The sequence below is a fragment of the Pseudoalteromonas sp. Z1A6 genome (genome assembly GCF_011378745.1).
Classification (GTDB): domain Bacteria; phylum Pseudomonadota; class Gammaproteobacteria; order Enterobacterales; family Alteromonadaceae; genus Pseudoalteromonas; species Pseudoalteromonas arctica.
The window spans coordinates 1-206 of record NZ_WTKW01000106.1; the positions used below are offsets into that span (position 1 = coordinate 1).

Consider the following 206-nt stretch of genomic DNA (forward strand, 5'->3'; position numbering starts at 1 on the left):
AAAATAGTTAACTTGAGGATATCGCGTAGGATTATTACTAAAACAACGGGGTACTAACAAATAAAACAAAACTTCTTTCAAACTAGTATTCAAAATGGGTTATTGCTAACCCATTTTAACGAAAGCAATTAGATGCTAACGATGTTTTCAGCTTGTGGACCTTTTTGACCTTGAGTAACAGTAAACTGTACACGTTGGCCTTCAGC

Annotated in this window: 1 protein-coding gene; it reads right to left on the minus strand. The window is 35.0% G+C overall.

The features are described from left to right. Positions 1-128: 128 nt before the first annotated feature. Positions 129-206, minus strand: a 78-nt coding sequence (locus tag GQR46_RS08735; RefSeq protein WP_165740730.1) for a cold shock domain-containing protein, incomplete at its 5' end; no start/stop codon positions are given.